Genomic DNA, 26025 nt, shown 5'->3' on the forward strand with positions numbered 1-26025 from the left:
CTTCGAGATGTGACCAACCAGGATAGCCAAGTTGGTCATCTAGCTTCCTGCTGGCATCTCTGGAGGAGAAACCATGCCGTCGTTCAAGGTGGACACGTCGACCGCCGTGGTGTTCGTGGCCACGGCTCCGACCCCGAAGCTCGTGAGCAAGCAGACCGGTGAGCGGGCGATGGACCGGGAGACCGGCGCTGGCCTGTCCACGGTGGGCCTGCTGATCTCGGACGAGGGGGAGGGCAACCTCTACCAGGTGACCGTCCCGGAGACCGGTCTCCCCGAGGGCCTGATGCCGGGTATGCCGGTGTCGGTGATCGGCCTCAAGGCCCGGGACTGGGAGAACACGTTCAACGGCCAGACCCGACACGGCATCTCGTTCCGCGCCGTCGCCATCACGGTCGGGGCCTGACCATGGCCGACCTGACGCCCTTATGGGAGGTCGGCCTCCCCCTGGCCGGTGCGGGCGGTGGTCTCGGATACGCGAAACTCCGCGCCCCGCGCGTGTTCTGGTCAGTGGCCGGTCTGCCGGTGGCTCGGGTTCGATTCGCGGTGACGTACCGGGCCACGATGGACGTGTGCGGGCTGACGGTGCAGCCGTCCCGCCTGAGGGCGTTCCTGGTCCGCAACGTCGCCCGCCGCAGCGATGTACAGCCGGTCCCACCGAAGATCCGCCGGGTGCGGGGTTCCTCGACCGGCATGCGGGTCACCCTGCGTCTTCCGGCCGGGCTGGAGCCCGCCGACGTGATGGCGGCCTCCGAGCGGCTGCGCCACGCCTGGGGCGTCCACTCCGTCCACGTGGTGGAGACGAAGCCGGGGTTCGTGGAGCTGCGAATGACCGGCTACGACGTACTGCGCCGGGTGAAGATGCCACGTCGGCGCCCGTCCGGTCAGATGGTGGTCCCGGTCGCGCTCCGGGAGGACGGCACTGCGTTCGTCCGCGACTACCTCAAGGTGCCGCATGCGCTGACGCTCGGTGCCAATCAGTCGGGCAAGTCCATGTACCTGCGCAACCTGATCGCCGGGCTCGCCCCTTTGCGGATCGCCCTGGTCGGGATCGACTGCAAGAGGGGGGTCGAACAGCGCCGGTACGCACCGCGCCTGTCTGCACTCGCCGTCACACCGGAGGAGGCATCCGGCCTCCTGGACGCGCTCGTCGGCGAGATGGAAAGCCGCTTCGACCTGCTGAGCGACTACGGGGCCGCCGATCTGTGGGCCCTGCCCGAAGAGGTCCGGCCTGTGCCGGTCGTGCTGCTTGTGGACGAGGTCGCGGAACTCTTCCTCGTGGCCGTCAAGAAGGACGAGGAACGCCGGGACCGGATGGTCATGCAGTTGATCCGACTCGGGCAGATGGCCCGCGCGGCCGGCATCTACCTGGAGATCTGCGGCCAGCGCTTCGGCTCCGAACTCGGCAAGGGCGCCACCACGCTCCGCGCCCAGCTCACCGGCCGCGTGGTCCACCGCGTCAACGACAAGCAGACCGCCGACATGGGCCTGGGCGACATCGCCCCGGACGCGGTCGTGGCCGTGACGACGATCCCGCCCGACAAGCCCGGCGTCGCGGTGGCCGGTGATACCTCCGGCGGCTGGTCCCGGATCCGCACCCCCGAGTTGAGTGCCGAGGAAGCTGCCGAGATCTGCGCCCAGTTCGCGCACCGAACCCCGGCCCTTCCCGCCCTCGCCCCGTACCGGCCGGTGATCCCCACCGTGGCCCCGGCCGCCGGGTCCGTTCCGCTCGTGAAGCCGACTCCGGCCACGGACTAGCGCTCCCCCTCTCCTCGGTCGGCGCGACCGTCTCGCGCCAGGTCCCTACCCGACCCATGCCCGAAACCGAAAGGAATCGCCATGACCACCGAGAAGAAGGCGCCGACCCGGCGGCCCCGATCCCCCAGGCCCGCAGCGGCCGTCGAAGCCTGCGGCACCTGCGACGGATCCGGGGAGACCACCACGACCGTCCGGGTCGGGCGCAAGCGCCGGGAGATCGGCGCCACTCAGTCCGGGCTGTGCCTGACCTGCCTGGGCACCGGCACCGCCTGACCCGTTCCCCAACCCGCTGGTGCCGGAGAACCGCACCCGGCACCGGCCTCCCGAAAGGAGGCGACCCGTGTCCCGCACTCTCCGCCTCGACGCTGTGCTCATTCAGGCCGTCATCGCCGGTGCCCTGTCCTTCGCCCATCTGCACGACCTGGCAGCGGCGGCAGGACAGGACGGCTGGAAAGCGTGGGCCTACCCGGTCAGCGTCGACCTGCTGCTGGTCGCGGCATGGCGCCGGATGCGCACCGACGAGGAGAACCGCGACGCATGGCTCTGGTTCGCCATCGCCCTGATCGCCTCGCTCGGCGCCAATATCGCCACCGCCGGACTGCTCGACCTGAACAACGTCCCGCCCTGGCTGCGCATCCTCGTCGCTGGCTGGCCCGCCCTCGCCTTCCTCGGCGGCACCCTCCTCGCCCACTCACCCGCCCCGCTCAGCGAGCCGGAGCAAACGGACCAGCCCCACGTCGAGCCCGCCACGGACGTGACCGTGGAGCGCGCGCCCGAACCGGCTCCCGAGCTGCCGCCGGCCGAACCCGATCCGCAGTCCGCGGCTCCTGCTCCTGCTCCGATCCCGCCCTCTGTACCGGTCCCGCCCGCCTTGCTCGACCACGCCCAGAAGATCGCGGACGCCCACCAGGCGCAGACAGGTGCCCCGATCGACACGGCGACTCTGCGGAGCCGCCTCGGCATCCCGCCCGCACTGGCGGACGCCATCGCCATCCAACTCACCTGACAGGAAGGGAGACAGACCCGTGCGCCCGAACCGCTTCTTCCAGGTCATCCGCATCGGCCCCGTGACGGTCGGCAGCTACCGCGACGGACGGGGCCGCACCCTGCACACCGCCGTGTGCACCGCCCCCGGCTGCGACTTCTCCGCCGACTACCGCAGTCGCGCCGCCGCTGAACTCGCCGCCCGAACCCACCGCTGCAACCCGCGCTGATCACAAAGGAGAACTGCGTCATGGACGTACCCCTGTGGCTCGCACTGATCGCCGTCGGCGTCCTCGGCTACAAGCTCATCCGCCCCCCGCTGTGGCTCGTGGTCGTGCTCCTCATCGGCGGCTACCTCCTCGCCAACAGCTCTCTCGCCCCGCTCATCGACCCGATCACCAAGTAGGGAGACCTTCGCCATGCTCCGACCGCGCATCCCGGTCAACCCGCTCCCGACCGGCATCGTCACCCCGCTCGCACAGCCCGTCGCCCTCTCCGGCACCAAACCCAACCGAGAGTCCTCGCCGGTGGCACCCGACCGCCACTCGGCGCCGAACGCCCCGGCGCGCACCACGGTCCAGCTCACCCCCGGCAGCGTGGTCGCTCTCGCCGCCGGCGGTGGCGCCGTCGTCCTCGTCGTCGGCGCCGTCCTCGTCTCGATGCTCCTCGCGGTCGCCATCACCGGCGTATCCGTCGCCGTGATCGCGGTGGTCCTGCGCCTGCTGGTCAAGGACCTCCAGAAGGGGCGGTGACGCAGATGGACACGCACGTCATCGCTGCGGGCTTACCGGCCCTGGGCTGGGCCCTTCACGGCGGAATGCTTCTGCGCCGCCTGTCCAGCGCCCGCCGAGACCCTCTGACCGGCCTTCACACCCGGGCTGGTTGGACCGCCCGCGCCGAACGTCTCATCTCCAAGCACCCGTGTGCGCTCGTGCTCCTGGTCGACCTGGACAACTTCAAGGCCATCAACGACACCCACGGCCACGCCGCCGGAGACGCAGTACTCACCGCCACGGCACAACGGCTGAGCAGCTGGTGCGGACGACACGGCATCGCCGCCCGCCTCGGCGGAGACGAATTCGCCGCCGCCATCACCAACCTCGGCGCCGCCAACCTCTTCGACCTCTGGTCCGCACTGGACACCCCGGTCACGCACAACGGACACGCCGTGCCGGTCACCGCGTCCGTCGGCTGCTGCATCCCCCACCAGCTGCCGGTTCCGACCCTCACCGACGCGCTGTCCGCCGCTGACGCAGAGATGTACGCGGCCAAAGGCCACGGCAGGCGCAACACACGCTGAGCGGCCCCCGGAGCGGCCTCGGTCGCCAAACTTCCGCCGCCCCGGGCGCCTGAACCCCTCCCAGATCCAACGGACCCGAAAGGGACAACTCATCATGCCCCAGCACGCCTCGACCCCGCCCGTCTGCCGCGACTGCGACGGCTTCGCCACCGCCACGATCACCACCGGATCCCGGACCCCCGACGGGGCCCGAGCCACCATCCGCGTCCACTGCACCGCCTGCCGGGGACTCGGCCGCAACGTTCCCGCCGTCCTCGTCCGGATCGGTAGGTGACCCCGTGAAGAGTCTTTCCACCTCGGGCCACATCGAGCCTGACACTCGCTTCCGGGTCACGGCCTTCCCTGACGGCTCCCATCCCTTCGTCAGCCTTCGTATCGAGGGAGACACCGCCGAGATCGCGCTCCTGGCTGCCCCCGGTTCGGCTGAGGCCCTTCGTGCCCTCGCAGCCGCCGCGAGTGAGGCCGCCGCAACCTTGGACGCCCTCACCGCCGACGCTGCGCAGGTGTCCGGACATGGCTGACCTCACCCCCACCACCGGACGCCCCGGCCTGCACGTGAGCAAGCCCTCCCCATCCGAGCCCGCCACCGCGTCCGCCGTCTGCCACTGCGGTGCCTCCGCTACCGCCAAGGGAGACACCCAGGTCGGTGCCCTGGTCGCCGGTTGGAACGCCAACCACGGCTCCGCCCACGGGAAGTGATCGCGTGACCGACACCGCCACTGCGGCGGGCCTGGACCCGGCCACCCTGAGCGACCTGCTCCGGGTGGCCGGGGCCCCCGGCTTCGACCGCCTCCACGAACAGATCCGCCGCACCGGAGGATGCGCCGCCCCGATCCGCCTCTCCGGCGGCACCAAACTCGTCGACCCGGCCACCCGAACCGTGATCCACGCCTACAACACCGACACCGAACCCGGCGGCGTCCTCCGCGTCGCCTGCGGCAACCGCCGCGCCTCCCGCTGCCCCGCCTGCGCCTGGACGTACGCCGGAGACACCTACCACCTGATCCGCGCCGGCCTCGTCGGAGATCCCACCAAGGGAACCCCCGAGACGATCCGCGACCACCCCCGCGTCTTCGCCACCCTCACCGCCCCGTCCTTCGGCCCCGTCCACAACCGCCCCGGCACCCGCCCCTGCCGCTGCGGAACCCGGCACCCCGAGGACGCTGAGGAACTCGGCACCCCGCTCGACCCGTCCACGTACGACTACTTCGGCGCGGTGCTGTGGAACAACCACGCCTCCGAGTTGTGGCGCTACTTCACGATCTACCTCCGCCGAGAGATCGCCGCCCGCGTCGGCCTCACCCAGAAGGCCGCCCGCGAACAGTCGCGCGTCTCCTTCGGCAAGGTCGCCGAGTACCAGAAGCGCGGGGCCGTCCACTTCCACGCCGTGATCCGCTTCGACGGACCGGACGGGCCCGACAGCCCACCGCCCGCGTGGGCCACCCTCGACCTACTCACCGACGCCATCCGCGCCGCCGCCGCCCGCGTCAGCATCGTCGTGCCCGCCAGCCCGGACCACGGATACGCCAACGACTGGGTGCTCCAATGGGGCGAGCAGATCGACGTCCAGCCCATCGGCGCCTTCGGTAACGGGGAAGACCTGACAGAACAGGCGGTCGCCTCCTACGTCGCCAAGTACGCCACCAAGGCCGCCGAGACGACCGGCACCGTGGACCACCCGGTGGGCAACAAGGAGGCACTCCTCCTGCTCGGCGTGCCCGACCACCCCCGACGGCTCATGGAAGCCTGCATGGACCTCGATCGGGCCTACCCCGACCGGCGGTTGCGGGCCTGGGCCCACATGCTCGGCTTCCGCGGCCACTTCTCCACCAAATCCCGCCGCTACTCGACCACCCTCGGAGCCTTACGCCAGGTCCGCGCCGACTATCGCGCCGCCCAGCAACGCGCCTCGCTCGGCCTTCCCGACCCCGACGACCACCCCGAGGCCACCCTCCTCGTCGTCGCGCACTGGTCCTACGCCGGCCACGGCTCCACCCCCGGTGAATCCTGGCTCGCCGCCAACATCCGCCGGGACCTCCAGCACACCCGTGAACTCTCCCGCGAGATGCGGGCCGAACCGTCCGACGTGGAAGGAGAGACCGCATGGCTGCCGTAGTCATCCAGCGGAAGTGGCACACCACCGCCGAGGTCGCCGAGATGCTCGGCTTCGGCCTGTCGAAGACCAAGATGCTCGTGCTCACCGGGGAGATCCGTTCGGTGAAGGTCGGCCGCAACCGCCGCATCCTCCCGGCCTGGGTCGATGAGTACGTCGAGCGCATCACCGGCGGCGCCGAAGGGTGGGCGGCATGAGCGGGAAGCGCGGCAACGGCGAGGGATCGATCTACCCGTACAAGAACGGCTACGCCGCCTACGTCTGGGTGACGAAGCCGGACGGCAAGCGTGCCCGGAAGTACGCCTACGGCAAGACCCGCGAGGAGGTCCACGAGAAGTGGCTCAACCTGCACGCGGAAGCCAAGAAGGGGCCCGTGGCCACCCGGCATCGGACGGTCTCGGCCTTCCTCGCCTACTGGCTGGAGTCGATCGTGAAGCCGAACCTGGCCCCGCTCTCCTATGTCTCGTACGAGGGCTACGTCCGCCTCTACATCGCTCCGCACCTCGGTACAAAGCAGCTGGACAAGATCACCGTCCGCGACGTGCGCGAGTGGCTGACCAAGCTGGCGGCCGTCTGCCAGTGCTGCGCCCAGGGCAAGGACGCGAGGCGCGCCCCCGAAAGCCGCCGGTGCTGCGCCGTCGGGGACTGCTGCGAGTCGTACCCGTCCCGTCGCGTGATCCAGGGTTCGCGGGATGCCCTGCGGGCCGCTCTCACCCACGCGGTCACCGAAGAGGAGATCGGGAAGAACGTCGCCTCGCTCGTGAAGGTCCCCAAGCCCCGCCGCCGCCGGATCAAGCCGTGGTCGGTGGCCGAGGCCGGCCAGTTCCTCGCCGATGCGGCGGCCCGGGATGATCACCTGTTCGCGGCCTGGGTGCTCGTGCTCTGCCTCGGGCTGCGGCGCGGGGAGGTGCTCGGCCTGACATGGAAGTCCGTCGACCTGGACGCCGGGGAGCTGTACGTCGACCACCAGATCCAGCGGGCCGGGCGGGAGATCCTCCACCGGGAGACCAAGACGGAGGAGTCGGACGACTTCCTGCCGCTGCCGGCGCTCTGCCTGAAGGCGCTCCGGATGAGGCGGGCCCTGCAGATCGGTGATCGCAAGGCGGCCGGGGAACTGTGGCAGGACGACCATGGGCTGATCTTCACGACGAAGTACGGGACCCCGATCGAGCCGGGGAACCTGACCCGGATGTTCGGGCTGCGGGTCAGGCGAGCGGGTCTGCGGGTGATCCCGCTGCGGAACACCCGGCACACCTGCGGCGCGCTCCTGGTCGTGCTCAAGGTCCACCCGAAGGTGGCCCAGCGGATTCTTCGGCACTCGCAGATCGCCATGACGATGGAGGTCTACTCGGCGGCGGGTGACGAGGATGTGCGCGCGGCCCTGGACCAGCTGTCCGCGGCGATGGGAGGCAGCGGCTGAGGCGGTTGCTGTACTTCGCTGCTGTACGGCCTGAAACGGCAGAAGCCCCAGACTTTCGTCTGGGGCTTCTGACCTGCTGTGCACTCGGCAGGATTCGAACCTGCAACCTTCTGATCCGTAGTCAGATGCTCTATCCGTTAAGCTACGAGTGCTTGGGCTTCTCGGGGTTTTGCGCCCCGTTGGCCTTGCGAGAACAACAATACATGGACCTCGCCGGGACGCGAAATCCATTACCCAAACCGCTGCTGACCTGCGGAAACGAGCCGGATGGAGATCATCCGGATGGGTTCGCGGAGAGGGCTGAGCGGACCGGATCGCCCCGGAACGCATCGAAGCCCCGGTCCGTCAGGACCGGGGCTTCGATGAGGTGCGGAGGCGGAGGGATTTGAACCCTCGATGGGTGGTAAGACCCAAACCGCATTAGCAGTGCGGCGCCATAGACCGGACTAGGCGACGCCTCCAGCACACCCCCGCGTACGAAGGTGCGTGCAGATGATGACACAGGCGCAGGGCCCCTCACCAATCCGCTCCCACGGTACTAGGAGGGACGGGTGGAGGGCAAAGCCTTAAAGCGGCCGCGGCACGCAACGTCAGCGCGCCCGCGTCGTTGGGCAGGCGTACGACGTACGGACGACCTGGAGTGCCCCATGCTGCGTCTCGCCGCCTTCGCCGTCACCTCCGCCCTGGCCGCCGCGGTGGCCGGGCCACTGCCCCCGCTCCCACTGGGCCGGCTGCTGGCGACACCCGACCGCCTCACCATCGCCATGGCCGACACCGGAAACCGCCGGTTGGACCGGGAGTACCGGCTCGAATGCGGCCCCGTCGGCGGCGACCACCCGGAGGCGGAAGGTGCCTGCGCCCGGCTGGATCAGTTCGCCCGCGAGGGGAAGGACCCCTTCGCCCCCGTCTCCAAGCGGCAGATCTGCACCATGCAGCACGGGGGCCCCGCCACCGCCCGGATCACCGGAACCTGGAACGGCCACAAGGTGGACGCCACGTTCCGGCGGACCAACGGATGCGAGATCCGCCGCTGGGACGAGTTGGAACCTCTGCTTCCGAGTGGGCGTTCCTGACCTGGGAGGATGCACGGGATGGGCGGTATCCGCCACACATCGGCCACCCCACCACGGGCCTGTGGCCTTAGACTCCTCCCGTGACTTGCCGGTAGTTGTGGTCAGGGAGGAAGCTCGTCGTGAGCAGCAGGCCATCCCGAGGCGCTGCTCGCCTCGCAGCAATACTCGACGCTCTTCCGGACGCGCTGTTGCTCGTCAACGCCAACGGCACGGTCGTCAACGCCAATTCGATCGCGCTCGAGATCATGGAGAGCCCCGGTACCGGGCTCGTCGGCCGGGGCGTGCTCGACCTCCTGCCCGAGTTCGACTCCAAGCTGATCCCCGGCTCCATGCGCCGGCCAGGCGAGGACGACGGCGGCCGCACCAAACCCAAGCGGATGATCGCGCGGCGTACCGACGGCTCCGAGTTCCCCGTCGAGCTCACCAGCGCCCATCTCGACGGACGCGACGCCTACCGCGAGCCGCAACCCTCGTACACGGGCGACGAGCTGCTGATGCTCGTGGTCCGTGACCTCTCGCAGACCGTGGACACCGAGGCCGAGCTGGCCCGCTCGCAGCGGCAGACCGAGATGATCCTGCGCGCCGCCGCCGAGGGCGTCGTGGGCACCGACACCGACGGACGGGTGGTGCTGGTCAACCCGGCCGCCGCCCAGATCCTCGGCTACCGCGCCACCGACCTCGGCAACCGCGAACTGCACGGCCTCATCCAGCACTCCCGCGCCGACGGCTCCCCCTTCCCCTTCGAGGAGTCCCCGCTCGCCGACACCCTGCGCAGCGGGCGCAAGCACCGCGTCCGCGGGCAGGTGCTGTGGAACAAGGCCGGACAGCCGGTCGCCGTCGACCTGACCACCTCGCCCGTACGGGACGGGGAGCAGCTCGTCGGCGCCGTCATGACCTTCACCGACCGGCGGCCCTACGACGCCCTCGCCGCGCGGCACGCACAGCTGATGGCCGTCCTCGGCGAATCCCTGCGCGGGCCTCTGGACGAGCTGCGCGGTGAGCTGGCGACACTGGCCGCCGACGACGCCGGACAGCTGTGGCCCGAGGCCAACCAGCTGCTGCACCACCTGGCCGCCGGGTACTCACGGATGACCACGCTGGTGGACAACGTCCTCGGCTACCAGCGCCTGGACACCGGCCGGGACCGGCTCGCGAAGAAGAAGGTCCTGATCAACACCGTCGTCACGGCGGGCGTCGACGGGGCCGTCGAGCTGATCGGTCCGGGCCGCGCGCAGTTCGCCGTCCATGCGCCGACCATCGAGGCCGAGGTGGACGGGGCCCGGATCTCGACCGCGCTCGCCCACCTGATCGCGGACGTGGCCGGGGTGGACGCGACCGGCAAGACCCGCCAGGGCAGCGGCTACAGCGATTCGACGATCGTGGTGGCCGCCGCGCAGCGCGGTGATGTCGTACGGATCGAGGTGCGCGGGCCGTACGAGGGCGGGAACCCGGTCCACGAGCCGATCGTGCGGGGGATCGTGGCCGCGCACGGCGGTGTGCTGCAGACGGTGGAGGTTCCGGGCGCGCCCGGCGGGGCGTACGTGCTGGAGCTCCCGCTCGGCTCGGGTGCCGGGACGGTGACCCTGCCGGAGCCGGCGGAGGAGCCCCCTGCCGATCCGGCCACGGACAGCGCGGGGACGGCCGGGGGCGCGGCTCCCGGCAAGGTCTCCGGCGGCCGGCGTGGCCGGCGCGGGGTGGACGCCTTCCTGGACGACGAGACCCCCGGCCCCGAGGCGGCGCAGGCCGCACAGGCCCCACATGCCGCACAGGGGGGTGGCGCGCTGGCGCTGCCTTCCGGGCGGCGGCGCGCGGGCGAGGCCGGCGACGCTCCCGAGACGGGCCCCGAACTCGCGCAGTCCCCGGTGAACCCGGCGGGACTGGGCACCGGACGCAGGCGCGGCCGGGCCGGTGACGGCAGCGGCGGGGCCGAGGGCACCGGCGGGCACGACGGCCCCGGGCGGCCCGTGCCCCCGCAGGGCACCGCCATGCCCGCGCTCCCGCCCGTACCAGCGGTGCCCCCGGTTCCGGTGACCGAGCATCCCGCCGGGCGGCGCCGGGCACTGGGTCCGGCCGGTCCGGCGCAGCCCGGCGGCCCCGTACCCGCGACCGGGCTCGGGCCGGCGCCCGCTCCCGCGCGGCCCATCGCCCCCGAGGGCGGCTTCGCGCTGCCCGCCGGCCCGACACCGGCTCCCGCCGCGGCCGACTCCGACGCCGACGCCCCGGCCGGACGGCGTGGTCGCCGGGTGCTGGGCGCCCCGGCCGCCGAGCCCGAGGCCGCTGCCACCGCCGCGCAGCCCGACGAGTCCGCCGAGAACCCGACCGGGCGGCGCCGCGCGCTGGCCGGAGCCCCGGCGTGGCCGGTTCCGGCGGCCCGTACCGCTCCCGAGGAGGAGGAGGCTTCCGGACAGGTCGCGCTCCCCGGTGCGCGTCGGCCGCAGGACACCCCGGTGGAGGGCCAGGCCGCGCAGCCGATCAGCGTGCGCGCCCTCGGCACCCTGGGCCAGGGCATCTCCGTCGACCCGGGCGGCCCGGGCCCGGCCTCCGGATCCGGTGCGACCTCCGGTTCCGGTCGCCGTCGCCGGCTCGCCGAGCCCGCCCCGCAGGGCCGCGCCTTCGCCATAGGGGCGCCCGAAGCAGGCTCCGACGAGGGCCCCGAGCCGCTGGACGGTCCGGGCGGCGCCGTCGAGGTCGTCAACCGGCCCGTGCCGCGACCCGTGGACGACGAGCTGCCGCCGGAGCCCCTGGACAACCCGCGCCGGCTCCTGGTGTGGCCCGCGCCCGATGTGCAGACGCAGCAGGCGCTGAGCGACCGCGGCTACCGGCCCGTGATCGTGCACTCCCGCGAGGAGGTGGACGCGCAGATCGCCGCGTTCCCCGCCGCGCTGTTCGTCGACCCGCTGACCGGGCCGATCACCCGGACGGCCCTGCAGTCCCTGCGCCAGGCCGCGGTGGCCGCGGAGGTCCCCGTACTGGTCACGGCCGGGCTGGGGCATGCCACGCGCGAGGCGGCGTACGGCGCCGATCCGGCCGTGCTGCTGAAGGCGCTGGCGCCGCGTGACAGCGAACAGCACCCGTCCCGGGTGCTGCTGATCGAGGAGCACGACGAGATCGCGACCGCGCTGACCGCCGCCTTGGAGCGGCGCGGCATGCAGGTCGCACGGGCGGGTGCCGACACCGACGCCGTGGAACTGGCGACGCGGATGCGGCCCAACCTGGTGGTCATGGACCTGATGCAGGTGCGCCGTCGGCGGGCCGGGATCGTGGACTGGCTGCGCGCCAACGGGCAGCTGAACCGCACCCCCCTGGTCGTCTACACCGCGACCGGCATCGACCCGGCCGAACTGCCGCGGCTCGCCTCGGGCGAGAGCGTCCTCTTCCTCGCGGAACGGTCCACCACGGCGGACGTCCAAGGCCGCATCGTGGACCTGCTGGCCAAGATCGGCACCAACTAGTAATCCTGGGCCGATGGCCATCATCAACACGAGCGAGCACACCGTCCCCGCCGACAACGGGGAGGTGAATCTGCTCATCGCACGGCAGGTGGAGCCCGGCCACGAGGAGACCTTCGAGGCCTGGGCCCACGGCATCCTGGAGACGGCCGCGGGCTTCCCGGACCACCTCGGGTACGGGCTCTTCCGTCCGGCGGCGGAGGGCGGGCCGTGGTTCCTGGTCCACCGCTTCCGCAATCAGGCCGCATTCCAGCGCTGGCAGGACTCCCCGGAGCGGGCGCAGTGGTTCTCCAACTGCCTCGGCCACCACCACACGGAGATAGCCCGCCGGGAACTGCACGGCATGGAGACCTGGTTCGCCAAGCCGGGTACGGCCCGGCCCGCGCCGCCTCGGTGGAAGATGGTCATCAGCTCGGGGCTGGCCATCTTCCCGATCTCGCTGATCGGCAACGCGGTGCTCGGGCCATACCTGGTGGATCTGCACTTCGTGCTGCGCACGGCCGCCTTCGCCGTCGTGTTCAGCACCCTGATGACCTACGTGGCCATGCCCGCGGTCAGCAGACTGCTGCGGCCGTGGCTCACCCGGGGTTAGGCCGTCTCTTCCGGATCTTGCCGGGCCCGGCCCGCCCGGCACGGCACCTCGGTCGTCAGTCGAGCCTGGTGACGGCCAGCGCTCCGTCCGCATACTGCTTGCGGATCACCTTCTTGTCGAACTTGCCGACACTGGTCTTCGGCACTGCCTCGATGAACGTCCAGCGCTCCGGCAGCTGCCACTTGGCGACGGTCTGGGCGAGGAACTCGCGCAGCCCCGTGTAGTTCACGCTCGCGCCCTCCTTGAGGACGACCGTGGCCAGCGGGCGCTCGCCCCACTTCTCGTCGGGGACTGCGACGACCGCGGCCTCGGCGACTTCGGGATGCGCCATCAGCGCGTTCTCCAGGTCCACGCTGGAGATCCACTCGCCGCCTGACTTGATGACGTCCTTGGCGCGGTCGGTGAGGGTGAGGAAGCCGTCGGCGCTGATCACGCCGACATCGCCGGTCTTGAGCCAGCCGTCGGCGCTGAACTTGTCCTCGGGCCGGAAGGATTCGCCGGACGCACCGCCGTAGTAGGAGCCGGCGATCCAGTTGCCGCGCACCTCCAGCTCGCCCGCCGCCCCTCCGTCCCAGGGCAGGAGGTCGCCGGCGGGGCCGATCAGGCGGGCCTCGACGCCCGCCGGGAAGCGGCCCTGGGTGATCCGGTAAGGCCACTCCTCCTCGGCGCTCAGGCCGGCCGGCGGGTGCGCCATCGTGCCCAGCGGCGAGGTCTCGGTCATGCCCCAGGCGTGGCAGACGCGGACGCCGAGCTTGTCGTACGCCTCCATCAGGGAGGGCGGACAGGCCGCGCCGCCGATGGTGACCTGCTTCATCGAGGTCAGGTCGCGCGGGTTGGCGGTGACCTCGGCCAGCAGTCCCTGCCAGATGGTGGGGACCGCCGCGGCGTGCGTGGGCTTCTCCCTCTCGATCATCTCGGCGAGCGGGGCGGGCTGCAGGAACCGGTCCGGCATCAGCATGTTGATACCGGTCATGAAGGTGGCGTGCGGCAGCCCCCACGCGTTCACGTGGAACTGCGGGACCACGACGAGGGTGGTATCCCTGTCGGTCAGCCCCATCGACTCGGTCATGTTGACCTGCATCGAGTGCAGGTAGAGCGAGCGGTGGGAGTAGACGACGCCCTTGGGGTCCCCGGTGGTGCCGGAGGTGTAGCACATCGCGGCCGCCTGGCGCTCGTCCAGCTCGGGCCATTCGTAGCTGTCGGAGCTGCCCGCGAGGAGCTCCTCGTACTCGTGCACCTGAACGCTCAGGCCTTCGAGCGCGGAGCGGTCGCCGATGCCGCTGACCACCACGTGTTCGATGGTCGGCAGATGCGGCAGCAGCGGCGCGAGCAGGGGCAGCAGCGTGCCGTTGACCAGCACCACCCGGTCGGCGGCGTGGTTGACGATGAAGACCAGCTGCTCAGGGGGAAGCCGCAGGTTGAGGGTGTGCAGGACCGCGCCCATGGAGGGGATCGCGAAGTACGCCTCGACGTGCTCGGCGTTGTTCCACATGAGGGTGGCGACCCGCTCGTCCTGCTGCACTCCGAGCTCGTCGCGCAGGGCGCCGGCGAGACGGGTGGCGCGGTTGCCGATCTCGGCGAAGCTGCGGCGGTGCGGCTCAGCCTCCCCGGTCCAGGTCGTGACCTGGGACTTTCCGTGGATCGTCATCCCGTGTCGGAGTATGCGGGTGACGAGGAGCGGTACGTCCTGCATGGTGCTGAGCAAAGCGTCCTCCCGGTGAGCGCTGCGGCGCTGCGGCGGCTACGGATGCTGCCGATTCTGCGCACGTACCGGTCGGCATGTCACTACCCGGGGGTAGAAACCAGGGCGTGTTTCACGTGAAACATCCCCGGACGTCCTCACGTTTCACGTGAAACACCCTCCGTCTCACCGGACCGGCAGGAGCTCCGGGTCCTCGCGGAGCTTGCCCAGCGCGCGGGAGACCGCGCTCTTGACGGTGCCGACCGAGACCCCGAGCAGCTCCGCCGTCTGCGCCTCGCTCAGATCCTCGTAGTACCGCAGGACGACCATGGCCCGCTGCCGGTCGGGCAGCCGGGTCACCGCGCGCCACATCGCGTCGCGCAGCGCCTGAGCCTCGGCGGGGTCGCAGGCCGAAACCGCCTCGGTCTCCGGAAGCTCGTCGCACACGAACTCGTCGACCTTGCGCTTGCGCCACTGGGAGGTCCGGGTGTTGACGAGGGTCCGACGGACGTAGCCGTCCAGGGCGCGGTGGTCCTCGATCCGGTCCCAGGCCACGTACGTCTTCGCGAGGGCCGTCTGGAGCAGGTCCTCCGCATCGCACGGGTTGGCGGTGAGGGAGCGCGCGGTGCGCATCAGGACCGTGCCGCGGGTCCGGACGTACGCCGAGAACGACGGGTACGGCGTCGGATTCGAGGCGAGCGTGCACACAGGCGTGGTCATGTCTCCACGCTAGGAGCGCCCACCCTCCCTGGGATCGGCCGCAGGTGCCGATGGTGGATCCACCTCAGGTTGTAGGAACAGGGCGGTCCCCACCCCCTGAAGGTGGAGGGGGCGGGGGCCGCGGGTCCCGGATCTCAGCCGTCGGCGCCGAGGATCAGACCGGAGGTCGGGACCCCGGTACCGGCCGTGACGAGAGCGTGCGCCGCCCCCGCGACCTGGTTGACGGAGGTGCCGCGCAGCTGGCGGACGGCCTCGGCGATGCCGTTCATCCCGTGCAGGTACGCCTCTCCGAGCTGGCCACCGTGCGTGTTGAGCGGCAGCGCGTCCGCGGCCACGAAATCCGCCGCCTCGCCCGGCGCACAGAAGCCGAACTCCTCCAGCTGCATCAGGACGAAGGGGGTGAAGTGGTCGTAGAGGATGCCGACGTCGATGTCCGAGGGCCGCAGCCCGCTGGTCCGCCACAGTTGGCGGGCGACCACGTCCATCTCCGGGAGCCCGGTGAGGTCGTCACGGTAGAAGGAGGTCATGCCCTCCTGGCGGCGCCCTGCGCCCTGCGCGGCCGCGGTGATCACGGCGGGCGCCTGTCTCAGGTCCCGGGCGCGTTCGGTCGTGGTGACGACGACGGCCTGGCCGCCGTCCGTCTCCTGGCAGCAGTCCAGCAGCCGCAGCGGCTCCACGATCCAGCGCGAGGCGGCGTGGTCGGCGAGGGTGATGGGCTTGCCGTGGAAGTAGGCGGCGGGGTTGTTCGCGGCGTGCCGGCGGCCGGTGACCGCGACGTGCCCGAATGCCTCGGGGGTGAGGTGGTGGGTGTGCAGGTAGCGCTGGGCGGTCATGGCGACCCAGGAGGCGGGGGTCAGCAGCCCCCAGGGCAGCGACCAGCCGAGCGCCGCCCCCTCCGCCGAGGGCTCCCGCTGCTGGACCCCGGACCCGAAGCGGCGCCCGGAGCGCTCGTTGAAGGCGCGGTAGCAGACGACGACCTCCGCGACCCCGGTGGCGACGGCGAGGGCGGCCTGCTGGACGGTGGCGCAGGCCGCGCCGCCGCCGTAGTGGATACGGGAGAAGAAGGACAGGTCCCCGATGCCGGCCGCCTGCGCGACGGTGATCTCGGGACTGGTGTCCATGGTGAAGGTGACCATGCCGTCGACATCGGCGGGGGCGAGTCCGGCGTCGTCGAGGGCGGCGTGTACGGCCTCGACGGCGAGCTTGAGCTCGCTGCGGCCGGAGTCCTTGGAGAACTCGGTCGCCCCGATGCCGGCGATGGCAGCGCGGCCGCCGAGCTCGTCGCGGGTGCGGACGCTCATGCCGGCACCTCCGCGGTGACCGTTCCCGTGACGTGGTGGCCGATGCCGTTGGCGCCGACGACCCGGATCTCGATGGTCCTCCCGGAGACGCTGGCACCGGAGACCGCGGTGACGGTGCCGGTGAGGGTCATCGTGTCGCCCGGGTAGTTGGGGGCGCCGAGACGGATGGCCACCTTGCGCAGGACGGCCTGCGGGCCGAGATGGTCGGTGATGTACCGGCCCACCAGGCCGTTCGTGGTCAGGATGTTCATGAAGATGTCCGGGGAGCCCTTCTCCTGCGCGAGCGCCGCGTCATGATGCACGTCCTGGTAGTCGCGGGAGGCGATGGCGCCCGCGACGATCAGCGTGCGGGTGACCGGTATCTCCAGCGGCGGCAGCGTGTCGCCGACGTTCATGCCTGCTCTCCCTCGGCTGTCGGAGCGAATGCGGGGGACGCCGCGATCGAGGCCCCCAGCTCGGCCAGCAGCTCGCTGCCGCAGCCCAGGTAGGCGTCCAGTTGGCGTCCCCACAGGAAGTGCCGGTGGACGGGGTGGTCCAGGTCGGCCCCCAGGCCGCCGTGCAGGTGCTGGCCCGCGTGCACGACCCGCTTGCCCGCCTCCGAGGCCCACCAGGCTGCCGTCAGCGCGTGCTCGTGTGCCGGAAGACCCTGGTCGATGCGCCAGGCCGCCTCGTACGTGGTGACCCGGATCGCCTCGGTGTCCATGTACGCGTCGGCCGCGCGCAGCATCACCCCCTGGTTGGTGGAGAGCGGCCTGCCGAACTGCTCCCGGGTGGAGGTGTATTCCACCGCGCGGGCGAGAGAGCCCGCGCAGACGCCCGCCTGGAGCCCGGCGAAGGCGGTGCGGGCGGCGGCGAGTGTGTCCTCGTACGCGCCGTCGGAGCCGAGGCGTTCTCCCTCGGCCGCGGTCAGCGTCAGCCGGCCCGCCGACCAGGGGGCGGTGGTCTCCACCGAGGAGGTCCGCACACCGGGCGCGTCGGTCCGTACGAGCCACAGCGCCCGGTCCGCGTCCGGGACCAGTACGTGCGTGGCGTCGCGCAGCCACGGTACGGCGGGGGCGGTCCCGGTGAGCCGGCCGTCCTCGGCGGTGATCCGGCCGCGCGCCGGGAACGCCCCGGTGGCCACCGCCTCGCCCGTGCCGAGGGCGGGCAGCAGGCGGGCGCGCTGCTCGGGGCTGCCGTGCGCGGCCACGGGGAGGATCCCGTACACGCAGGTGGCGGCGTACGGGACCTGCGCGGTGGTGCGGCCCTGTTCCTCCAGCAGCAGGACCAGCCCGAGCAGTCCGACCTCCTCGACCGCGGCGGTCAGTCCGGCCGTGGTGAGGGCCTTCCACAGCTCGGCGTCGCTGCCGGTGCCGGCTTCGGCGAGGCGCTCGTGGGTGGCGAGATCGGTGAGGATCCGGGCGGCGAGACCGGCCGCGGCGGCCTGCTCCTCGGTGGGGTGGAAGTCCATCAGCCCTCGCTCCCGCGGAAGACGGGGAGTTCGAGGCCGGCGTCGACGCGCAGGAACTCCAGCTGGACGGGGAGGCCGATGCGCACCTTGTCGTAGGGCACGCCGGTGATGTTGCTGATCATCCGGACTCCTTCGGCGAGCTCGACGAGTGCGACCGCGTAGGGCGGGTCGAAGGCCGGGAAGGGTGGGTGGTGCATGACGACGTAGCTGAACACCGTGCCGGCGCCGGAGGCCTCGACCGTGTCCCAGTCGGGGCTCGCGCAGGCGTTGCAGCCGGGGAGCCACGGGAAGCGGAGGGCGGCGCAGGAAGTGCAGCGCTGGATCAGCAGCTTGTGGTCGCGCACGCCGTCCCAGAACCCCTGGTTGTCGCGGTTGATCACCGGGCGGGGCCGCTGTGCCGGGGGCCGCTTCGCCGGACCGGCGGCGGGAGCGTACTTGAGGATGCGGAAGCGGTGGGTGCCGGCGAGCTCCCCGTCCGCCTGGACGTCCATGCGGGTGGTCACGAAGTGGCCGGTGCCCAGCTTGGTCGTCTTGCGGGGCGACACGGTCTCGATGACGGCGTCGAAGGTGATCGCGGCGCCGGGGCGCAGGGGGCGGTGGTACTCCTGCTCGCAGTCGGTGGCGACCACGGAGGTGAAGCCGGCGCCGTCGAGGAGCGTGAGGAGCTCGTCGTAGGCGGAGGAGCGGTCCGCGTGGCCGGAGAGACCGCCCATGGTCCAGGCCTGGAGCATGGTGGGCGGCGCGATGGCGTCCGAGCCGGTGTAGGCGGGGTTGGCATCGCCCATCGCCTCGCACCAGTGGCGGATCATCGGCTCGTTGACCACGTCCTTGCCCCGGCCCGCAGTGGCGGCCGGCTGCCCCTCGAAGGCCGCCAGCAGCGTGTGGAACCGGGCTGCCTCCTCGGCCTCGGCCGCGGCCGCGCCCCCGGCCGCGTCCACGTCGTCCACGTCCGCGTCCGCCGTCATCGCTTCCTCCCCTTCATGCCGAGCCGCATCATGGCGACGATCTCCCGCTGGACCTCGCTGACCCCGCCGCCGAACGTGTTGATCTGCGCGGCCCGGTTCATCCGTTCGAGCTCGCCGCCCGCGAAGGCCGCGGGCCCGCGGACCAGGGCCTCCTCGCCCACCACCTCCTGGCACATCCGGTACACCTCGACGGTGGACTCGGTGCCGAGGAACTTCACCCCGCTGGCGTCACCGGGGGCCAGGGCGCCGCTGCCCACGTCCTGGACGAGACGCCAGTTGAGGAGGCGTACGGCGGCCAGGCGTGCGTGCGCCTCGGCGAGCCGGGACTGCACCCAGGGGAGGTCGGCGGGCCGGTCGCCGGTGACCGGGTCGGGGGCGCGGGCGTGGTCGAGCGCGTACGCGTAGAAGTCCTCGGCCTGCATGCCGATGGCGGCGAGGGCGACGCGCTCGTGGTTGAGCTGGTTGGTTATCAGACCCCAGCCGCCGTGCTCGGGGCCGACGAGATGGCCTGCGGGCACGCGGACGCAGTCGTAGTACGTGGCCGTGGTGGTGAGCCCGCCGACGGTGTCGATCGGGGTCCAGGAGAAGCCCGGGGTGCTGGTGGGCACCAGGATGATCGAGATGCCCTTGTGCTTGGGGGCCGCGGGGTCCGTGCGGCAGGCGAGCCAGATCCAGTCCGCGTTCTGGGCGTTGGAGGTGAAGATCTTCTGCCCGTCGATCAGCCAGTCGGATCCGTCGCGGACCGCGCGCGTGCGCAGGGCGGCGAGGTCGGTGCCGGCCTCGGGTTCGGAGTAGCCGATGGCGAAGACGATGTCGCCCGCGAGGATCCGGGGGAGGAAATAGTCCTTCTGCTCCTCGGTCCCGTACTTCATCAGGGTCGGGCCGACGGTGTTCAGCGTGACCATGGAAACGGGGGCACCGGCCCGGTAGGCCTCGTCGAAGAAGACGAACTGCTCGTCGGCGCCGCGGCCCTGGCCGCCGTACTCGACGGGCCAGCCGAGGCCGAGGAGCCCGTCGGCACCTATGCAGCGCAGGAGTTCGCGCTGGCGGGCCGGGTCATCGGGGAGGCCGTCCGGCAGCAGATCCTTGAAGTAGGCGCGCAATTCGGCGCGGAGCCGCAACTGGCCTTCGGTCGGAGCGAGGTGCACGGCGCTGGCCTCCCGGCATCACATCATCGAGGGAACCTGACTGTCCGTCAGATTCACCCGCGGTGTCAAGGTCGGGGGGCATGCGCGAGGGCGCCCGCACTACCGGACCCCAGCCGGTCCGGTCGCACGGACGCCCTCAAGAATCGGAGCGGTTCAGGCCGCAGCTACCACCAGGGCAAGAAGTTGACCGCGACGGTCGAATTGGACTGGTCGATCGCGGTGAGGGCCGAGCCGTTCACCTGAGCGGTGTTGTTCTGGTTGGATGCGCCGGAACCGGTGGCAACCTGCTGCGACGTGGACGAGTTGCCGCTGTTGTCGCCGCCCACGCCGCTGCCGATGATGCCGGCGACGCTCGCATTCGATCCGTCGTTTGCGAAGGAGCCGTTGTCGGCCGACGCCACCCCGCCGAAGAGAGCGACGGCGAGGGGGAGCGCGGCGACGGCGGCGATGACGCGGGCGGTACGGATGCTTGCCATGTCTTTATCCTCCAGAAAACCGAAGTGGGACTTGCTCCAAGGCAGTTGGCCGGCCGCCTCGGTCGATCGTTCCGTGTGGTGACGACGTCGCGAGACCAGAGTTGCCCACCGAATCCCCGGCGAACCACCCCGGAGTCCCCGATTCCCCCGCAAGTATGACCAACATCGGATAAACCTCATTCGCGCCCCCGAAGCCCCAGGTCAGCACCCTGGGAACAGCTGAACCTCACGCCGCACAAGGGATGAAGCGTTCCGCCAGACCGCCTGTCCCGGACATGCCGAAAAGGGCCGCGCCGTCCGGGAACCCCACCGTCTCCCGGGCCTGCGACCCTGCAATGCCAGGCTTCACGCCCCCTGCGCACCTCCTGCGCGCCCCGGCGCAAGCCGGGGTGATCCATCCGTGCCCCGCCCTTGGGGCACCCACGTAGCGCGATCCACGGTCACGACCGACCGGGCTCCAGCGCCTGTTACCGGGCCTGCTGCTGCTCTCGCTCCTGCTGGTCCTGGTGCTGCCGCTCTTACGACTGCCCTGACTGCTGCCCTGACTGCTGCTTTCGCCGCTGCTCTCGTCCTTGCTCCTGCCCGGCGGCGGCGTGTGCGCCTGCGAGCCGGACCCTGCGGCTGCCCTGCGCTCTCGTGGACTGCATGTACGGGACGTACGGCTTTCGGCTTACGGGACTACGGGGGCTACGCGGCGAGCGCGAGGGCGTCCCGGGCGGCACCGGTGGCGACCGCGGGAACTGCGGATTCCGCGGCGGGTGCCGCGATGGCGGCGGCAGGTACCGCGCCGTGTGCTGCGGTGGGCGCTGCGGCCGAGGTCATCGTCCGGGGGGCGGTTCCGGCACCGGCACCCATGGCCGCGGCGGTGGTGGAACGTCGTACGGAAGGGGTCTTGCCGTGCGCCTCGGCGTGGATCCGCTGCTTGATGGTCGGCGGCAGCGAACCTCCCCGCATCATCGCCCGCCAGGTCCGCCGGGCCGCGACGGCCGACCGGCGTACGGCGGTGGCCGCGGTGCCCGCAGCGGCGGGGGCGGGGGCGGGGACGGAGGCGACGGCCGAAGCCGACTTCGCCGCGAGACCGAAGCCGGAGAGGAGGGCCACCAGGGCGGCGAGGACGGAGGTCCAGATCGACGTGATGATGCTGCGGTGAGTCATGACGGGGTGCCTCGATTCACGATGTTCGGACGGGCGGATCTGAATACATTCGTCATGATGTGGCCGCAACCGCACCGTCCCCACGACCCGCGCCGATCTTCCGACAAACACCACTCGGACGGCCCAAGAAGGTGCGTCAAACCCCCGGCCGCCCTCCCCGGAGCCACCGGAAAACCTGCAGACAAACCCACCCTGACCTGCATATTTGCTTCAGCACGGCGCCGACCGACCGGCAAGCCGGGAATCCCCTCGCCCGCCTTGCCCCGGCGGCGTACGCATCGCAGGCGGGAACGCGGAAGCAGGCCCGGGTCGGCGACCCGGACCTGCTTCGGAAAAGGGGAGGAAGGCGGAGCGTCAGAAGATCCGGAGCCCGATCCGGCCGAGGATGGTGCCGGCGTGCGTGCCGCAGGCGGCCAGCACGGCGATGCCAGCGAGGAGCACAGCGCCGATCACGGCACGACGGACGAGGCGGGCGCTCATGAGAGCTGCCTTTCTTTCACGGGTACGGGGTGTGTGGCGTCGCCGACGGTCAGGACCACGTCGCAGCAGTCACGGACCCCGTCGTCGTGGGTGGCGATGACGACGGCGCAGCCCTCCTCGCACATCGTGCGGAGGATCTCGACGACCATGGAGGTGTTGTCGTGGTCGAGGGCGCCCGTCGGTTCGTCGGCGAGGACGAGGGCGGGCTGCTTGACGATGAGGCGGGCCAACGCGACGCGCTGCTGCTCTCCACCGCTGAGCCGGTGGACCTGTTCCTTCTCACGTCCGGCCAGCCCGACCCGCTCCAGGGCCTCGGCGACGGTCGGAGCGTCCTTCCTCGCTCTTCGCGGCTTCATGGCGACCTCCAGGTTGCCGACGCTCGCGTTCTCGATCAGCGCGTAGGCCGCGGTCATCGGGTCCCTGTTCGGCGTCCGCGACACCACGTCCTTCCGCCCGCTCGCCGATGACCGCGGCCTACCCGCTGACGTGTCGCAGGAGACCCTGGCCGGCTTCGAGGCCTGGAGCCCGGACGCGACCGGTGCGTCCTGGATCACCTGGGCGGAGCTGGCTGCCACGGACTGGGACGAGGTCGCGAACGAAGCCGACGAGTGTGTCCACGAGTACCGCCGCAGCCCGGACGGAACCTGGGTGCTGCACGGCCGGAACACCGGCCTCGACCGCTTTGCCGTGCTCGCCGGCGTCACCGACCCCCACGCTCTCCACCACGCGGGCCGCGCCTACCCCGAGGGCACCGAGTAGCCCGACGGCGATCGCCTCTTCCGCATCGGCGCCTCCGACGGAAGCACGCCGTGCCCGACAGCGACTGGGGTGCTGTGTGGTCGGTCATGAGGACCCTGGCGGGCCTGCACGGCGACGAGGGCGTCCGCCTGGTCGTCTGGTTCGACGGCTGACTCCGCCAGAGCTGGGCTCGATGGCGGGCTTCGCATGCAGAAAGGGTGCCACCGGATGGTTGGCACCCCTTCTGAGCTGGGCCTCGGCCCGCTTGGCGGTGGGTGTGGGATTTGAACCCACGGTGACATCGCTGCCACGACGGTTTTCAAGACCGTTCCCTTAGGCCGCTCGGGCAACCCACCTGGCCGGTACAGAGTACCGGCCAGGTGGGGGTGGCGGGAGCGGCAATGGAGGTCAGGAGGTCTGGGCCTTGTCGTAGGCCGCCTTCGCCTCGTTGCCGAAGTACGGGCCGTACATCCGGTTCGGCAGGAAGGTGTAGCCGAAGCTGTTCACCGAGACCTGGGTGCCCAGGCCCGTGGCCTCGTTGAAGTCCTGGAACCAGGGGCCGCCGCTGGACCCACCGGTCATGTTGCAGCCAAGGCTGTGGTCCTTGGTCAGCAGGAAGTCCTTGCCGCTGTTGCCGCTGCAGTAGACCAGCTTGGTGCCGTCGTACGGAGCCGCCGCGGGGAAGCCGAAGGAGTACATCTTCTTGTTGTAGCCGCCGTTGAAGGCGATGCCCTGGGCCCCGACGGTCTGGCTGAGGGTCTGCCCGTTCAGCGGGGCGACGACGGCGAGGCCGACGTCCATGTTCATGTCCTCGCTCGCGGCCCACTGGTCGGTGGCGAACGTCTTGGTGGCCGACCACTGGCCGTAGGGGGCGGAGCCGTTGTTGTAGGCGGGGACGAAGACCCAGTTCGTGTGCCAGGCCCCCTGGTACTTCACGCAGTGGCCGGCCGTGATGACGGTGCTGCCGTTGGCGCTGGTGACCGAGTCGCCGGAGCAGGATGCGGTCCGGTCGCCCATCGTGAAGAAGACTCGCCCCGAGGTCTTCACCACGGCGCCGCCGCCCGTCCAGGCGCCGCCCGCCTGCGGGAACACCGTGGGGGACGCCGCCGCCGTCGGGGCGATGGTCGTGGGGGCCGCCGACGTGGCGACCGGGGTGCGGGCCACGCCGGGCACCGCGGTCACATCGAGCGGGGTGGCGCCGCGCATCCGCTCGGCGGTCCAGAAGCCGTGGGTCTGCTGTTGCCGGAAGGACGCGGGGGCATCCGCGGCGATCGAGGGGGTGGCCGCCGTCAGGGCGCCCGCGACCAGGGCGCCGGCTGCGAGCAGGACGGACAAGGCCGTGCGATGACGATTCACGCATGACTCCTTCTGCCGTGCCCGGGCCGGGTGGCGAAGCCGGGCAGGGTGGGGGTGAAGAGCGGTCGGTGCGGATCGGCTGTGCGCGGTTCGAGGTGCGTGATGCGCGGTGCATTCGTGCGTCGTGCGTCGTGCGGATTACCGGGCAGAGTGGCACGGGCGCGTCGCAATGTCAGCGGGCAGTCAGAACGTTCGGTCGGTTCCGGCCAGGAAATGGCCAACTCCCCGCCGTTGCACCGCCATACGGCGCCGAACGGCGTCATACGGTGAGCATCACGCCCGCGTACGAAACCCCCGCCACGACCACCCACGCCCCCAGTCCCAGTGCCGCGGCCCGCCCGCCGGTCCGGGCCAGCGTCGGCAGGTGCACCGCGCTCCCCAGGCCGAACAGGGCCGCCGCCAGCAGGGCCTCCTGGGCGGTGTGCGCCCACTCCAGCGCTACGTCGGGCAGCACCCCGGTGGCACGCAGCGCGGCCGCGGCCAGGAACCCGATGACGAACAGCGGCACCGGCGCCGGCCTGCGGCCCGAGGCGGTGCGCACCCCGCGGCGCCGGGCCCGTACCGAGAAGGCCACGGCCGCCACCAGCGGGGCGAGCAGCGCCACGCGCATCAGCTTGACCAGGACCGCCTCGCCCAAGGCGGCGGGGCCCGCGGTCTGGGCGGTGGCCACGACCTGGCCGACGTCGTGGACCCCCGCGCCGACCCACCGCCCGAAGGCGGGGTCGGAGAGCCCCAACGGCCCCTGGAGGAGCGGGAGTATCCCTATGGCGAGCGTCCCGCAGAGGGTGACCAGTGCCACCGAGGCGGCCACGTCCTCCTCGTCGCTGCCGGACACTTCGCTCACCGCTCCGATCGCGGAGGCGCCGCAGATCGAGTACCCGGTGGCGATCAACAGCGGCTGATCGCCCGGGAGTCCCAGCCGGCAGCCCAGCCAGAGGGTGCCGAGGAAGGTGGCCACGACCACGCCGACCACCATGGCCACGGTGGCCCAGCCCAGCCGGAGCACCTGGTCCAGCCCCAGGCCGAGGCCCAGCAGGACGATGCCCGTCCGCATGAGCCGACGGCCTGCCAGGGAGAGCCCCGGGCGCGCGGCCGCGCGTACGAACGTCCGCAGGCCCGGCAGGTGCGCCACCGCGATGCCCAGCATCACCGATGCGGTCAGCATCGGCACGGCGGGCACGAGGCGGTGGATGCACCAGGCCGTCAGCGCGCCGCCCGCGGCCATCGCCAACCCGGGCCACGGAGCGGGTGTTTCACGTGAAACACGCCGGACCGCCGTGCTCTGAGGGCGGTGGAGGAGGGCCATCAGTCGACGGGGAGCGTGTAGACGCGACGGATGCTGGTACCCAGCCGAGAGACGTCGGCGCCGTACACGTGCACCGATATCGCCTTGGTCGTACAGGAGTTGCGCACCTTGTGGATGTCGCCGGGCGGGGCGAACCCGCAGACGTCGCCCTGGGCGTTGACCACGTCCTCGGTGGCCACCAGCCGGGCGGGACCGGCGCCCGGCGCGAGCCGGAAGCGGCGTTCGCTCTCCTCACCCTGGTGCACTCCGGCCACGCACCAGGACACGTGGTCGTGGATGCAGGTCTCCTGCCCAGGCAGCCACACCAGCGCCACCACGGAGAAGCTGCCGTCGGACTCGGCGTGCAGGATGTGCTGCCGGTACCGCTCCGGGTCACCTTCGCGCTGCGCCGGGGTCAGCAGGTCGGGCGCGCCCAGGTGCGGGGCGAGCCGTTCGCCCACCAGGTACGCGGTGAGGTCGGGAGCCAGTCCCCGCTCCACGACCGTACGGATCTCACTGACGAGGGCGGCCATCCTCGTGGTGGTACGGGCCGGCGTGGTGGTGGTCATATCGGCAGCGTGCTG

31 protein-coding genes and 3 tRNA genes are annotated in these 26025 nt (G+C 71.5%); 17 read left to right on the forward strand and 17 right to left on the reverse strand.

Features of this window, described 5'->3' with window-relative positions; translation table 11 throughout:
- Positions 1–73 precede the first annotated feature (73 nt).
- From ACZ4YL_RS25015 to ACZ4YL_RS25075, 13 genes are all read left to right on the forward strand, one after another.
- Entirely contained in the window at positions 74–403 is a 330-nt protein-coding gene (locus tag ACZ4YL_RS25015; RefSeq protein ID WP_030764160.1) for an SCO3933 family regulatory protein, read from the forward strand.
- Positions 404–405: 2 nt separating this feature from the next.
- Positions 406–1755, forward strand: a complete 1350-nt coding sequence (locus tag ACZ4YL_RS25020; RefSeq protein ID WP_468119445.1) for an FtsK/SpoIIIE domain-containing protein — start codon at positions 406–408, stop codon at positions 1753–1755.
- 81 nt (positions 1756–1836) lie between these two features.
- Positions 1837–2028, forward strand: a complete 192-nt coding sequence (locus ACZ4YL_RS25025) for a hypothetical protein (protein WP_468119447.1) — start codon at positions 1837–1839, stop codon at positions 2026–2028.
- 67 nt (positions 2029–2095) lie between these two features.
- Positions 2096–2761, forward strand: coding sequence for a DUF2637 domain-containing protein (locus ACZ4YL_RS25030; protein WP_468119449.1), 666 nt, complete (start codon positions 2096–2098; stop codon positions 2759–2761).
- A 19-nt stretch (positions 2762–2780) separates the two neighbouring features.
- Positions 2781–2969 carry a mobile element transfer protein gene (locus tag ACZ4YL_RS25035; protein ID WP_384390267.1) on the forward strand — a complete coding sequence of 63 codons (189 nt, stop codon included), beginning with the start codon at positions 2781–2783 and terminating at the stop codon, positions 2967–2969.
- Between the two features lie 20 nt (positions 2970–2989).
- Positions 2990–3145, forward strand: a complete 156-nt coding sequence (locus ACZ4YL_RS25040) for a hypothetical protein (protein ID WP_399911473.1) — start codon at positions 2990–2992, stop codon at positions 3143–3145.
- Between the two features lie 13 nt (positions 3146–3158).
- Positions 3159–3491 (forward strand): SpdD-like protein, encoded by a 333-nt coding sequence (locus ACZ4YL_RS25045; protein ID WP_468119451.1) that lies wholly within the window; start codon positions 3159–3161, stop codon positions 3489–3491.
- Positions 3492–3496: 5 nt separating this feature from the next.
- Entirely contained in the window at positions 3497–4039 is a 543-nt protein-coding gene (locus ACZ4YL_RS25050; protein ID WP_468119627.1) for a GGDEF domain-containing protein, read from the forward strand.
- Positions 4040–4133: 94 nt separating this feature from the next.
- The gene (locus ACZ4YL_RS25055; protein WP_468119453.1) at positions 4134–4313 is read left to right on the forward strand and encodes a hypothetical protein; all 180 of its coding nucleotides are present in this window, start codon (positions 4134–4136) and stop codon (positions 4311–4313) included.
- A 239-nt stretch (positions 4314–4552) separates the two neighbouring features.
- Positions 4553–4738, forward strand: a complete 186-nt coding sequence (locus ACZ4YL_RS25060) for a hypothetical protein (protein ID WP_468119455.1) — start codon at positions 4553–4555, stop codon at positions 4736–4738.
- A 4-nt stretch (positions 4739–4742) separates the two neighbouring features.
- Complete coding sequence (gene repSA / locus ACZ4YL_RS25065; protein WP_468119457.1) at positions 4743–6155, forward strand: replication initiator protein RepSA; 1413 nt, start codon at positions 4743–4745, stop codon at positions 6153–6155.
- Positions 6143–6349 carry an excisionase family DNA-binding protein gene (locus ACZ4YL_RS25070; protein WP_468119458.1) on the forward strand — a complete coding sequence of 69 codons (207 nt, stop codon included), beginning with the start codon at positions 6143–6145 and terminating at the stop codon, positions 6347–6349. Before repSA ends, ACZ4YL_RS25070 begins: the two co-directional genes overlap by 13 nt.
- Positions 6346–7572 carry a site-specific integrase gene (locus ACZ4YL_RS25075; protein ID WP_468119460.1) on the forward strand — a complete coding sequence of 409 codons (1227 nt, stop codon included), beginning with the start codon at positions 6346–6348 and terminating at the stop codon, positions 7570–7572. The genes ACZ4YL_RS25070 and ACZ4YL_RS25075 overlap by 4 nt, the downstream gene beginning before the upstream one ends.
- A gap of 79 nt (positions 7573–7651) precedes the next feature.
- Here ACZ4YL_RS25075 and ACZ4YL_RS25080 read toward each other — a convergent pair.
- Positions 7652–7724, reverse strand: a tRNA-Arg gene (locus tag ACZ4YL_RS25080).
- A gap of 218 nt (positions 7725–7942) precedes the next feature.
- Positions 7943–8033, reverse strand: a tRNA-Ser gene (locus tag ACZ4YL_RS25085).
- A 186-nt stretch (positions 8034–8219) separates the two neighbouring features.
- Between ACZ4YL_RS25085 and ACZ4YL_RS25090 the strand changes: the two genes are divergently transcribed.
- The 3 genes from ACZ4YL_RS25090 to ACZ4YL_RS25100 all read left to right on the forward strand — a co-directional run bounded on the left by ACZ4YL_RS25090 (position 8220) and on the right by ACZ4YL_RS25100 (position 12686).
- Positions 8220–8645 carry an SSI family serine proteinase inhibitor gene (locus ACZ4YL_RS25090; RefSeq protein ID WP_468119462.1) on the forward strand — a complete coding sequence of 142 codons (426 nt, stop codon included), beginning with the start codon at positions 8220–8222 and terminating at the stop codon, positions 8643–8645.
- A gap of 119 nt (positions 8646–8764) precedes the next feature.
- The gene (locus tag ACZ4YL_RS25095; protein WP_468119464.1) at positions 8765–12097 is read left to right on the forward strand and encodes a response regulator; all 3333 of its coding nucleotides are present in this window, start codon (positions 8765–8767) and stop codon (positions 12095–12097) included.
- 13 nt (positions 12098–12110) lie between these two features.
- Entirely contained in the window at positions 12111–12686 is a 576-nt protein-coding gene (locus ACZ4YL_RS25100) for an antibiotic biosynthesis monooxygenase (RefSeq protein WP_468119466.1), read from the forward strand.
- A 55-nt stretch (positions 12687–12741) separates the two neighbouring features.
- Here the strand turns inward: ACZ4YL_RS25100 and ACZ4YL_RS25105 are convergent, their stop codons facing one another.
- The 11 genes from ACZ4YL_RS25105 to ACZ4YL_RS25155 all read right to left on the reverse strand — a co-directional run bounded on the left by ACZ4YL_RS25105 (position 12742) and on the right by ACZ4YL_RS25155 (position 22475).
- The gene (locus ACZ4YL_RS25105) at positions 12742–14391 is read right to left on the reverse strand and encodes a long-chain fatty acid--CoA ligase (RefSeq protein ID WP_468119468.1); all 1650 of its coding nucleotides are present in this window, start codon (positions 14389–14391) and stop codon (positions 12742–12744) included.
- Positions 14392–14553: 162 nt separating this feature from the next.
- A complete protein-coding gene (locus ACZ4YL_RS25110; protein ID WP_314243332.1) occupies positions 14554–15087 on the reverse strand; it encodes a SigE family RNA polymerase sigma factor in 534 nt (177 codons plus the stop codon).
- A gap of 134 nt (positions 15088–15221) precedes the next feature.
- Positions 15222–16388, reverse strand: a complete 1167-nt coding sequence (locus ACZ4YL_RS25115) for a lipid-transfer protein (RefSeq protein WP_468119470.1) — start codon at positions 16386–16388, stop codon at positions 15222–15224.
- On the reverse strand, positions 16385–16783 hold the full coding sequence (locus ACZ4YL_RS25120) for a MaoC family dehydratase (RefSeq protein WP_468119472.1): 399 nt from the start codon (positions 16781–16783) through the stop codon (positions 16385–16387). Before ACZ4YL_RS25120 ends, ACZ4YL_RS25115 begins: the two co-directional genes overlap by 4 nt.
- Positions 16780–17838: an acyl-CoA dehydrogenase family protein gene (locus ACZ4YL_RS25125; protein ID WP_468119474.1), complete on the reverse strand. Its 1059-nt coding sequence runs from the start codon at positions 17836–17838 to the stop codon at positions 16780–16782. Before ACZ4YL_RS25125 ends, ACZ4YL_RS25120 begins: the two co-directional genes overlap by 4 nt.
- Positions 17838–18803 carry a bifunctional MaoC family dehydratase N-terminal/OB-fold nucleic acid binding domain-containing protein gene (locus ACZ4YL_RS25130; protein WP_468119476.1) on the reverse strand — a complete coding sequence of 322 codons (966 nt, stop codon included), beginning with the start codon at positions 18801–18803 and terminating at the stop codon, positions 17838–17840. Before ACZ4YL_RS25130 ends, ACZ4YL_RS25125 begins: the two co-directional genes overlap by 1 nt.
- Positions 18800–19951, reverse strand: coding sequence for an acyl-CoA dehydrogenase family protein (locus ACZ4YL_RS25135; protein ID WP_468119477.1), 1152 nt, complete (start codon positions 19949–19951; stop codon positions 18800–18802). Before ACZ4YL_RS25135 ends, ACZ4YL_RS25130 begins: the two co-directional genes overlap by 4 nt.
- Positions 19952–20115: 164 nt before the next feature.
- The gene (locus ACZ4YL_RS25140) at positions 20116–20427 is read right to left on the reverse strand and encodes a hypothetical protein (protein WP_468119478.1); all 312 of its coding nucleotides are present in this window, start codon (positions 20425–20427) and stop codon (positions 20116–20118) included.
- Between the two features lie 687 nt (positions 20428–21114).
- The gene (locus ACZ4YL_RS25145; protein ID WP_468119479.1) at positions 21115–21582 is read right to left on the reverse strand and encodes a DUF6344 domain-containing protein; all 468 of its coding nucleotides are present in this window, start codon (positions 21580–21582) and stop codon (positions 21115–21117) included.
- A 354-nt stretch (positions 21583–21936) separates the two neighbouring features.
- Positions 21937–22062, reverse strand: coding sequence for a hypothetical protein (locus ACZ4YL_RS25150; protein ID WP_468119481.1), 126 nt, complete (start codon positions 22060–22062; stop codon positions 21937–21939).
- Entirely contained in the window at positions 22059–22475 is a 417-nt protein-coding gene (locus ACZ4YL_RS25155; protein WP_468119482.1) for an ATP-binding cassette domain-containing protein, read from the reverse strand. The genes ACZ4YL_RS25150 and ACZ4YL_RS25155 overlap by 4 nt, the downstream gene beginning before the upstream one ends.
- A gap of 73 nt (positions 22476–22548) precedes the next feature.
- Here ACZ4YL_RS25155 and ACZ4YL_RS25160 point away from each other — a divergent pair, with 73 nt between their 5' ends.
- On the forward strand, positions 22549–22821 hold the full coding sequence (locus ACZ4YL_RS25160) for a hypothetical protein (protein WP_468119483.1): 273 nt from the start codon (positions 22549–22551) through the stop codon (positions 22819–22821).
- A gap of 245 nt (positions 22822–23066) precedes the next feature.
- Here the strand turns inward: ACZ4YL_RS25160 and ACZ4YL_RS25165 are convergent.
- The 4 genes from ACZ4YL_RS25165 to ACZ4YL_RS25180 form a co-directional block, all read right to left on the reverse strand.
- Positions 23067–23156, reverse strand: a tRNA-Ser gene (locus ACZ4YL_RS25165).
- Positions 23157–23208: 52 nt separating this feature from the next.
- Positions 23209–24156 carry a trypsin-like serine peptidase gene (locus ACZ4YL_RS25170; protein ID WP_468119485.1) on the reverse strand — a complete coding sequence of 316 codons (948 nt, stop codon included), beginning with the start codon at positions 24154–24156 and terminating at the stop codon, positions 23209–23211.
- Between the two features lie 259 nt (positions 24157–24415).
- Positions 24416–25462, reverse strand: coding sequence for a YeiH family protein (locus ACZ4YL_RS25175; RefSeq protein ID WP_468119487.1), 1047 nt, complete (start codon positions 25460–25462; stop codon positions 24416–24418).
- Positions 25462–26010, reverse strand: coding sequence for a cysteine dioxygenase family protein (locus ACZ4YL_RS25180; RefSeq protein ID WP_314243313.1), 549 nt, complete (start codon positions 26008–26010; stop codon positions 25462–25464). Before ACZ4YL_RS25180 ends, ACZ4YL_RS25175 begins: the two co-directional genes overlap by 1 nt.
- Between the last annotated feature and the right edge of the window lie 15 nt (positions 26011–26025).

The organism is Streptomyces sp. NPDC030021, assembly GCF_055574035.1.

Bases quoted from the DNA above. Each gene is read 5' to 3' on its own strand.
- ACZ4YL_RS25015 (WP_030764160.1), top strand. From the start codon at position 74: ATGCCGTCGTTCAAGGTGGACACGTCGACCGCCGTGGTGTTCGTGGCC.
- ACZ4YL_RS25020 (WP_468119445.1), top strand. From the start codon at position 406: ATGGCCGACCTGACGCCCTTATGGGAGGTCGGCCTCCCCCTGGCCGGT.
- ACZ4YL_RS25025 (WP_468119447.1), top strand. From the start codon at position 1,837: ATGACCACCGAGAAGAAGGCGCCGACCCGGCGGCCCCGATCCCCCAGG.
- ACZ4YL_RS25040 (WP_399911473.1), top strand. From the start codon at position 2,990: ATGGACGTACCCCTGTGGCTCGCACTGATCGCCGTCGGCGTCCTCGGC.
- ACZ4YL_RS25045 (WP_468119451.1), top strand. From the start codon at position 3,159: ATGCTCCGACCGCGCATCCCGGTCAACCCGCTCCCGACCGGCATCGTC.
- ACZ4YL_RS25050 (WP_468119627.1), top strand. From the start codon at position 3,497: ATGGACACGCACGTCATCGCTGCGGGCTTACCGGCCCTGGGCTGGGCC.
- ACZ4YL_RS25055 (WP_468119453.1), top strand. From the start codon at position 4,134: ATGCCCCAGCACGCCTCGACCCCGCCCGTCTGCCGCGACTGCGACGGC.
- ACZ4YL_RS25060 (WP_468119455.1), top strand. From the start codon at position 4,553: ATGGCTGACCTCACCCCCACCACCGGACGCCCCGGCCTGCACGTGAGC.
- ACZ4YL_RS25070 (WP_468119458.1), top strand. From the start codon at position 6,143: ATGGCTGCCGTAGTCATCCAGCGGAAGTGGCACACCACCGCCGAGGTC.
- ACZ4YL_RS25075 (WP_468119460.1), top strand. From the start codon at position 6,346: ATGAGCGGGAAGCGCGGCAACGGCGAGGGATCGATCTACCCGTACAAG.
- ACZ4YL_RS25090 (WP_468119462.1), top strand. From the start codon at position 8,220: ATGCTGCGTCTCGCCGCCTTCGCCGTCACCTCCGCCCTGGCCGCCGCG.
- ACZ4YL_RS25100 (WP_468119466.1), top strand. From the start codon at position 12,111: ATGGCCATCATCAACACGAGCGAGCACACCGTCCCCGCCGACAACGGG.
- ACZ4YL_RS25110 (WP_314243332.1), bottom strand. From the start codon at position 15,087: ATGACCACGCCTGTGTGCACGCTCGCCTCGAATCCGACGCCGTACCCG.
- ACZ4YL_RS25115 (WP_468119470.1), bottom strand. From the start codon at position 16,388: ATGAGCGTCCGCACCCGCGACGAGCTCGGCGGCCGCGCTGCCATCGCC.
- ACZ4YL_RS25120 (WP_468119472.1), bottom strand. From the start codon at position 16,783: ATGAACGTCGGCGACACGCTGCCGCCGCTGGAGATACCGGTCACCCGC.
- ACZ4YL_RS25125 (WP_468119474.1), bottom strand. From the start codon at position 17,838: ATGGACTTCCACCCCACCGAGGAGCAGGCCGCCGCGGCCGGTCTCGCC.
- ACZ4YL_RS25130 (WP_468119476.1), bottom strand. From the start codon at position 18,803: ATGACGGCGGACGCGGACGTGGACGACGTGGACGCGGCCGGGGGCGCG.
- ACZ4YL_RS25140 (WP_468119478.1), bottom strand. From the start codon at position 20,427: ATGGCAAGCATCCGTACCGCCCGCGTCATCGCCGCCGTCGCCGCGCTC.
- ACZ4YL_RS25145 (WP_468119479.1), bottom strand. From the start codon at position 21,582: ATGACTCACCGCAGCATCATCACGTCGATCTGGACCTCCGTCCTCGCC.
- ACZ4YL_RS25150 (WP_468119481.1), bottom strand. From the start codon at position 22,062: ATGAGCGCCCGCCTCGTCCGTCGTGCCGTGATCGGCGCTGTGCTCCTC.
- ACZ4YL_RS25155 (WP_468119482.1), bottom strand. From the start codon at position 22,475: ATGACCGCGGCCTACGCGCTGATCGAGAACGCGAGCGTCGGCAACCTG.
- ACZ4YL_RS25175 (WP_468119487.1), bottom strand. From the start codon at position 25,462: ATGGCCCTCCTCCACCGCCCTCAGAGCACGGCGGTCCGGCGTGTTTCA.
- ACZ4YL_RS25180 (WP_314243313.1), bottom strand. From the start codon at position 26,010: ATGACCACCACCACGCCGGCCCGTACCACCACGAGGATGGCCGCCCTC.